General features: G+C 36.9%; 6 protein-coding genes. 1 reads left to right on the top strand and 5 read right to left on the bottom strand.

Going from position 1 to position 7,497, the window contains the following annotated elements; translation table 11 throughout:
- Positions 1 to 553: 553 nt before the first annotated feature.
- The 3 genes from CG11_RS28335 to CG11_RS28325 all read right to left on the bottom strand — a co-directional run bounded on the left by CG11_RS28335 (position 554) and on the right by CG11_RS28325 (position 4,840).
- On the bottom strand, positions 554 to 1,441 hold the full coding sequence (locus CG11_RS28335; protein ID WP_052600288.1) for a site-specific integrase: 888 nt from the start codon (positions 1,439 to 1,441) through the stop codon (positions 554 to 556).
- Positions 1,431 to 2,264, bottom strand: a complete 834-nt coding sequence (locus CG11_RS28330) for a tyrosine-type recombinase/integrase (RefSeq protein WP_052600287.1) — start codon at positions 2,262 to 2,264, stop codon at positions 1,431 to 1,433. Before CG11_RS28330 ends, CG11_RS28335 begins: the two co-directional genes overlap by 11 nt.
- A gap of 92 nt (positions 2,265 to 2,356) precedes the next feature.
- Positions 2,357 to 4,840, bottom strand: a complete 2,484-nt coding sequence (locus CG11_RS28325) for a toprim domain-containing protein (RefSeq protein WP_052600286.1) — start codon at positions 4,838 to 4,840, stop codon at positions 2,357 to 2,359.
- A gap of 188 nt (positions 4,841 to 5,028) precedes the next feature.
- On the opposite strand from CG11_RS28325, the gene CG11_RS28320 reads away from it, so the two are divergent.
- Entirely contained in the window at positions 5,029 to 5,361 is a 333-nt protein-coding gene (locus CG11_RS28320; RefSeq protein ID WP_063833236.1) for a helix-turn-helix domain-containing protein, read from the top strand.
- 508 nt (positions 5,362 to 5,869) lie between these two features.
- Here CG11_RS28320 and CG11_RS28315 read toward each other — a convergent pair.
- Entirely contained in the window at positions 5,870 to 6,373 is a 504-nt protein-coding gene (locus CG11_RS28315; RefSeq protein WP_052600284.1) for a hypothetical protein, read from the bottom strand.
- The coding region (locus CG11_RS28310) for an RHS repeat-associated core domain-containing protein (RefSeq protein WP_304413031.1) at positions 6,373 to 7,497 on the bottom strand (1,125 nt) is incomplete at its 5' end. The genes CG11_RS28315 and CG11_RS28310, both read right to left, overlap by 1 nt.

Below are 7,497 nucleotides of genomic sequence, written 5' to 3'. Positions count from 1 at the left end.
AGATCGTACGCCTCTACATACTATTTTTTCAACCTTTTACAAATCCTTGTGATCTGCTGTATAACTTCTTTAAATATAGGACTTTTTATTTCATTTGAGACCTTTTTCAGTTGAAAAAAATAGTTATATAAATGCTAAAATTTAAAAAGGGAAAGTGGTAGGTCTCATCAGAAGTGGCTGTCCATAGCTGCGCCAGTATTTAAAATATCCTTCGCTAGTCGCTCTGTCTGTCACAGCTTTGGGCTTACCTATTCCTCGTCCTGCTAGTTCTCATCCTTATACTATTAATATAGTACAAGCACTCCACTAGCCTAGTATGCGTACCGCTTGGGAGCCGCCTAGCTGCGCTAACGCTTGCATAAAAAATGTGGCTATCCATCGTAGTATCTTACTACTTTCCTGTATAGCACTAGTCGCTCCATACGCTTACGGTACGTTCAGCCTTGCAGGACTTTTGTCCTCGTTTTTTTATAGCCTTGTCGGCTATAAGTTTTAATTTCTGTCAGTCGTGGCATTCGCTCTGTTCCCACGCTACGCCTGCCAAAAATTAAAATCAGAACAAAGGATGGATTTGCTCAAAACTCGCTCGCAATTGCTCGTGGTCTTGACTTTGGTAATTCTGGGTAGAAGATAAATGTTGATGCCCTGCCAAATACTGTGCATGTAAAATACCTAATTCCTTAATCCAATGCGCTATTCTACTCGCTCGAAGCTGTTGAAGGTTCGTAAATGGAAGCCTAATTGTATGCTTTTTTAACTCTCGTTTTATCTGATCTTTCCAATGTAAGTGCCGATTTTGTCCATGACTCGAACTTTGATAATCCAACAATAAATCATTGTTTTTTTTATCGCCAATCAGTTGCATTAAATTTAAGATTTGAGCCGCTTCTAAAGGCAAGATTCTACTATTCAAAACACTCTTTGGTATCCTGATTTCGCCTTGCTCTAAGTTAAGATGTTCTACCCTCAACAAAGGCAGTTCATGCGTCGATAAGCCTTGATAAATCAATAAACTGATCCCTACTTTGCTCCATAAACTCAGGCGTTTATTCTGATGATAACAAACAGCTATTTGTTTCAATTGAGCTGGACTCAAAAACACCATTGAACTAGGCTTTTCAGAACCTTTTAACCTAAAATCTTTTAATGGATTTTCTACCCCTAAATAATCATAATAATGTTGGATCCTGTTCAACAAATGAACTAAGGTAGATCGCTTTAAATTATTTGATTTTTTAGTATTAAAATAGCTTAATAAGTCATTATAATTTAGCGCTTTAAGCTTTTTAGCCCTTTTCTTTTGTGCCACTGGCACAACCGCCCCCAGTTCACTTCGTTCATCACTTAAAAAATAAGTAAGTAATTCTTTTTCAAAAGATAAATACCGATTAATTGTAGAAGAACTTAACTTTAAGTTAATTAGATAGTTTTTAAAGCTCATTTTTAGTAGGATTATAATGTAAATATCTTGACGTAGATTCGATGCTGTTATGACCTAAAAACAAGCTTACCTGCTCTATCTTCATTCCTTTGGCAACTAACTCACTAGCAATGCTATGCCTTAAAACATGCCAACACAGTTCCATTTCTAATCCCGTTCCTGCTTGCCACTTCGTGAGCTGCTTACCCAACATACTTTTTGCAGAGCCTCCACGCTTGCCCAACAGCAGTTTATTTTCATAACCTTGCTTCGCTTTTGGTCGTTCTAATTCAATGTAATTTACAAGTGCTTTTAATTGATTTTTAGACAAAGGCAAGCTTCTTGTTCCACCACTTTTTACCGTTCTTACTTCCAGTAATTTAGCTTGTACTTTTAAGTTGTTGATTTCTAAGTTTAACGCCTCTGCTCTACGGATGCCACAGCCATAAAACAAGCTCCAAAGTGTCTGATTAAGCCAATAATCTTGCTTTGTTTTTTCGAGCCAATCTACTATAATTTCTAGTTGATTTTTGTCCAAGGCAATGCGTCTATTGTAGTAATTTTTTAGCTTAGGCAAATAGACCCTTATCTCTTGATGATGAACCTGTTTTAAATAGCTGCAATAACTACGGATGCCCCAGTGTAAGTGCTTTTGATAAATCAAACTATAGCCTTGATTGGCTGCCCAGTTCGCAAAGCTTTTTAGCCCTTCACTCGTCCAATTTAAGCCTGCTCTTTTTAAGTATTCTTCTACTTGTTTGACCAAACTTATTAGGGTTTCTATGCTTCTTATTTTGTAATTTTGAAGCTCCAACCATTTGAGGTAAGCGATTGTTTTTTTCATGCCTTGTGCACTTTTGATGGGTCGAGGGGCGCTAGGCTCTTTTTTCAGGTTTTATCGAAGGTCTAGCGAACCATTAGTGACCCTTTAGCGGTTCATAATTGGCTTAATTGATCATTCATGTAACTTTGTATTTCCTTCCGCAAGCCTTTATTATCATCCCAATAAACAATTTCATAAGCATAGCCTTTGTTCGCATAACCGCCAACCTGACGGATGTATTCTAACTCTTGTAATTGACGGATATAACGTTCTATTTGACTTTTACTTTTGTGCATCATTTGCCGAACTTCACGTCTATTAAAGTGGTAATTTTTTCCTCCTTCTTGCTCCAAAACATAGCGTTTCAAGCGCTCATAAAAGCTTCTTAAACTACCATCCAATTCATCTATTTTTAAGACTATCGTTTCAAATAGCAACGTAATCGCTGCTTGCACATCTTCTTTTTGAGCTATAATTTGTCCTTGCTCATTTTGCTTTCTTTGATGTTGATGCCACCAAGTTATCTGACGAACAAAAGACTGGAACAAATGATTTAAACGTCTTATCTTATGCACTTTAGCAGGTAATTGAACCTTGCCCGCAAAGGGATTAAGCACCTCTTTTGCCTCTAATAAATCCACTAAATGTTGGATAAAAACCATTGCCTTTTCTTCCTCCTTTTTGTTTAACTCACCCCTATCTTTTTGATATTGATAATCCAAGATATACTTGGTCTGCTCCTCGCTTTCATCCACCGCCACCAAAAAACAACGACTCATATTATCTTCATAAATTGCACCTTGTGTCGTACACATCATGCTTGATATGGGGCCATAAGCAATAATTTCCTTGCTGCTCATGCTTCCATCGGCTTGTTTTTCGGTCGTGCTTGAACGCAAGATATGACCACTTTGGAACTCTCTTACAATGTATTGAACCTCTTCACTCAAGCCATCCCAATCCTCTATCGCTATACTTTTATGCGCGTATTGATGTCCTGCATGATACAAACTTTTATCCGTTATTCTTGTCCAAATATGTCGATCCTGTTCTGGGATTAAGTGCATGATTTTACGCAACAACAACGTCTTACCACTTCCCGTACTCCCTTGAATCAAAGCGTGCAAAGGATTGCTATTTTTATAAGAACTTGCCACGATTAACAACAACAACCTTGTATTTTCTTCGCCCACAATCCCTGTTTCTCCTATTCGTTTATTTAGGCGTTTGAACAAGTTTTCTCGCTTCAAAAAGTCCAAAGCTGCTGCCTTTTCTTTACTGCTCAAAGCTATTTTATGTATCTTTTTAGGCTGCTTTTGACCACTTTTTAAGCCTTCTCGATACGCTTCTAATTCATCCGTTAATATTCCAATATCTAAATCTAAATCTTGCACCTCTACCTTCAACTTTTTAGCTGCCAGTAAACAATATTTCTGAACCGCTGTATCTTCGTATAGCTCTACTTTTCCTCGATATTTCACCCCTTCTCGATTAGAGCAAATCAAACGCACTTGCAAACTATCTAAAGACATATTTTCTTTAAATCCTTTGACATAATAAGCCACATTTTTACGCTCATATTTTAGATTATTTGGATCGCTACAATCTAGTAAAAATATAGGCACCACCGCTTTTTCTTCTTTTAATAACTCTACAAATAGTGCCTCGCTTAAATGATTTGCCCAAAGCTCGTTCACATCTGTATTATTCGGTAGTTCCACGATTCTTGTATTTACTTTTGGTAATAATTGTTGAAGCTCGGTTTGATACTTCTTACTTGCCTTTTGTCCTGCTTCGTCGCCATCTAATAACAAAATAATTTCCTCCAAGTCTCCGCAGCTCTCCAAAGCTTTTTTATGCTCGCCAGTAAAGCCATTTGTCCCATATAATGACAGGATTGTATAATCTCTTAACGCTTTGATTTCTAACAAGCTTGCTGCATCTATAATGCTTTCTGTTAGTATAATCTGCTTTGCCTTTTTGCTCGGATAACAAGGATATAAACCACAACGTCCAGACAAATAAAAGTGGCCAGTCGTTAGACTTCGTCCATACAAACTGACCACCTTGTCCAGCGCATCTTTTAGGGGATAAAGCACACAATTTGCTGCCCATGGCTTGTTTTGATCATTGATCAAGCCCACTGCTCTCGCCTCTTGGGCTAACTTTCCTTTGTGTAATTGTCCACTATGATAACCCACGCCCTTTGTGGATAATCCTCTATTTTTCAAATAACTTTTTGCCTTTTCGCTTCTGCTTAAACTCTGTTGCAAGCTTTTCCATACTTCATCCATTGTACGAAGCTCCGCTTTGATCGGCTCGATATGCCCTAACAATGCTTTACATTTTAAAATTGCCTGGTGTTTCGTGCAACCTTCCTTTTTCATTACAAATTCAATCACATCTAAGCTGCTCCCATGTGTGGCACAGTTGCCACTAAAGCAATACACCGTGTTGGTTTCTGCATACACTTTCATACTTGGTGTTTTGTCCTCGTGAAACGGGCAGTTAATATGTTTGTTTTTGTTCGGCTCTATGCCGTAATGCGCCAAAACATCTTGTATGCTTAGGCGGCTTTTGATTTCTTCTATTGTCATGCTCTGGACTTGTTTTGACAATTTTTTCAGCGCTGAAGAAATTTTATTAAAAATATTTTTTGCCAACTATGTTTGACAAATGTACACTCTTTTTAACAACCAAGCAACAAACTTATACTTTTTTTGTCAAATATTTTGATCTATATTTGTATAATATCGTTCAGTAAACTTAATTTTAGCCAAACATCATGGACATTGGAACCAAAATAACAACGCTTAGAAAGCAATTAAATTTATCACAAGCTGCTCTTGCTAAAAAAGTTGGAGCTTCAAGAACTATTATTGGTAATTATGAGAGAAATCTCAATGTTCCTTCTTTGGATATGATCGTCAAATTAGCAAACGTATTCAACGTATCTACAGACTATTTAATTAGCGATGGTAAGTTTGCTCAATACGATAAAGAGGTATTAAAAAGAATAGATGCTATAGAGCAACTAGACAAAGAGACTAAAAGCAAGCTCTTCTTTCTCATTGACAGCATTACTCAAAATTTCAAAGCTAAACAAGCTTATCAATAAACCTTTAATTTTTGACAGACGCAGCGGCTCCTACGTAGCGAGAGCAGCGACTGGCAAATAATTAAAGTTTACAGCCGACTAGGCTGTAAGTAAAAAAAGAGAGACCAAAACGCCTTCATGGCTGGCGGCCCGATAGCGGTGGAGTGGCACGGTGCTAGATAGGAAAATAGCAAAGCTATGATAGATAGCTACATGTAAATGCCCCCTCAGAACTTTTCTGAAGGGGCATTTTTTATGCAAGAGTATACCTTTTCAAATGAAAAAACAAAAATACTCGAAGCCTGACAGCTCCCGCATGGCCGCATACTAGAGCAGCGTAATGCTTACGACAAGCATACTTGCGAAGGTGTAACGCATGAGAGCTGCTGTGACGACAAACATGCCAAACCTAGAATCATGACAGAACGTAGCGACTAGCATAGTGGTAGTTTTTTGTAACTACTGGCGTGGTTCTAGTCTGTTGGCTTCTGCGGAGGAACACCTTACTAATTTCCAAGTAAAATACTTTCTAGTCTTTCATATACAAAGTTTCAACGCTTAAATTATTATTAATATGAGCTATTTTTTCTATTTTCAAAATTCGTTTTTTTAAGCCATTCATTTCAAATTTCTCTAAAATAGACTTTACAGCTTTAGGAACATTAAAGACTTCCACCCATACTATTATTTTGTTCAGACCACAATCTCGATCAGAAATTTTCCCATTACCTGTTCCATAGATACTTTTTTTTACATGATTTTCAAAGTCGAAGGAATCTGAGTAATCATTATCTTTCTCTAATGAAAAATAAACTTTAATTTCTTCACACTCATTCCAATTTGGTTTTGAAAAGCCTTTACCTTTAATAAATGACAAATATTTATCTATATCAGAAGACGATTCAAAGACTAATCTACTAAAATGCGCCTCTCCAATCTCACCGTAATCAATAAAAAAATGGTCTTTATCAGTTGATAAGGTATATAGTCTTTGATACTGATTACTCTCTATATTAACAAAAAATTTAGTCATTAATTTGGTAATGTTTTATTTGGATATTTAATTTTTTGATGGACTGCATTATTTTCAGGGGGGCGATTCTTCCCATTAGCCTTCCAATGATCGCCTACTTTTTGTGTCTCAATTGCTTCGGATGCACTTCTTCCTCCTTTTATCCCTTTTTTAATAACTCTGAAACTTATATTTTTTAGACTTTGCTTGAGTTTATTTAAGGGGTTTTTCTTATCTGCATAAACAGCCCCATATGAACCTAAATTTTCTTGTTTTCTTAACTCATAGCGCCTCTCTTTAGCAGTTCCATATTTAATAGTAACCTCTTTTCCATTTTTATCAATACCATACATCTGATATACTAGTTCTGGATCTTCATTTTCATCATCTTCAAAGGGATTGTAATCTTCACCATACAATTCATCCTCCATCTTACCCACCTTATACATATACGTATTTTCAAACTCTGTCTGAATAAATTTTTCAAGATCAGTCAGATTATCTCGCTTAGGCTTATGTTTTTCTAAATCTTGAATAATTTCTTGATCAATGTAATCATCAAACCCTATAGGAGGAAGTACAGGTACTGGAGTTGGCTGAGTAGGTAGCTTTGGATTAGGTTTAGGTATAGTATTTTTAGGAACTGTAGGATTAGCTTTAGGAACAGCCTGTGGTTTTACCTTAGGAACAGATTTTGGTTTAGCGCCTGCTCTAAACAATCTTCCTGCACCTTTTAAAACAGGTCTTCCTAGTTTAGCAAGGGCTCCTATAATTATTGGTATTAATACAACTTGACGTCCTTCTAATTCAATTCCATCGATCACACGATTTTCAGAAAATGCATATGAAGAGTTATATAAGAATCGCTCTTTTAGTGGATCAACAGAAAGGAATCTACCTAATCTCGGATCATGAAAACGATACCTGTAAGCCACAGCATTACCCCCCAACCATTCCTTATCTGTTTCTTGATTTTGGAAGTCAAAACGAGCCTTATCAGCATTAAGCGAGCGCCCAGGCTGATTCCACCCAAACGGATAATATTGCTGATAACTCAGCACATTAGCTTTAATATCATTCGTAGCGATTGTACCCGCTTTTCTATCGCTCACTTGCGTCGTCACATTCCCCAAGTGGTCAACAAG

Source organism: Aureispira sp. CCB-QB1 (assembly GCF_000724545.1).
Taxonomy (GTDB): domain Bacteria; phylum Bacteroidota; class Bacteroidia; order Chitinophagales; family Saprospiraceae; genus Aureispira.
Note: the sequence above shows the minus strand (reverse complement) of the source record. Positions and strands in the feature narration are given on the sequence as shown.

What these genes read in the sequence shown, in the direction of transcription:
- CG11_RS28330 (WP_052600287.1), bottom strand. Translation starts at nt 2,264, where the DNA reads ATGAAAAAAACAATCGCTTACCTCAAATGGTTGGAGCTTCAAAATTAC.
- CG11_RS28335 (WP_052600288.1), bottom strand. Translation starts at nt 1,441, where the DNA reads ATGAGCTTTAAAAACTATCTAATTAACTTAAAGTTAAGTTCTTCTACA.
- CG11_RS28315 (WP_052600284.1), bottom strand. Translation starts at nt 6,373, where the DNA reads ATGACTAAATTTTTTGTTAATATAGAGAGTAATCAGTATCAAAGACTA.
- CG11_RS28325 (WP_052600286.1), bottom strand. Translation starts at nt 4,840, where the DNA reads ATGACAATAGAAGAAATCAAAAGCCGCCTAAGCATACAAGATGTTTTG.
- CG11_RS28320 (WP_063833236.1), top strand. Translation starts at nt 5,029, where the DNA reads ATGGACATTGGAACCAAAATAACAACGCTTAGAAAGCAATTAAATTTA.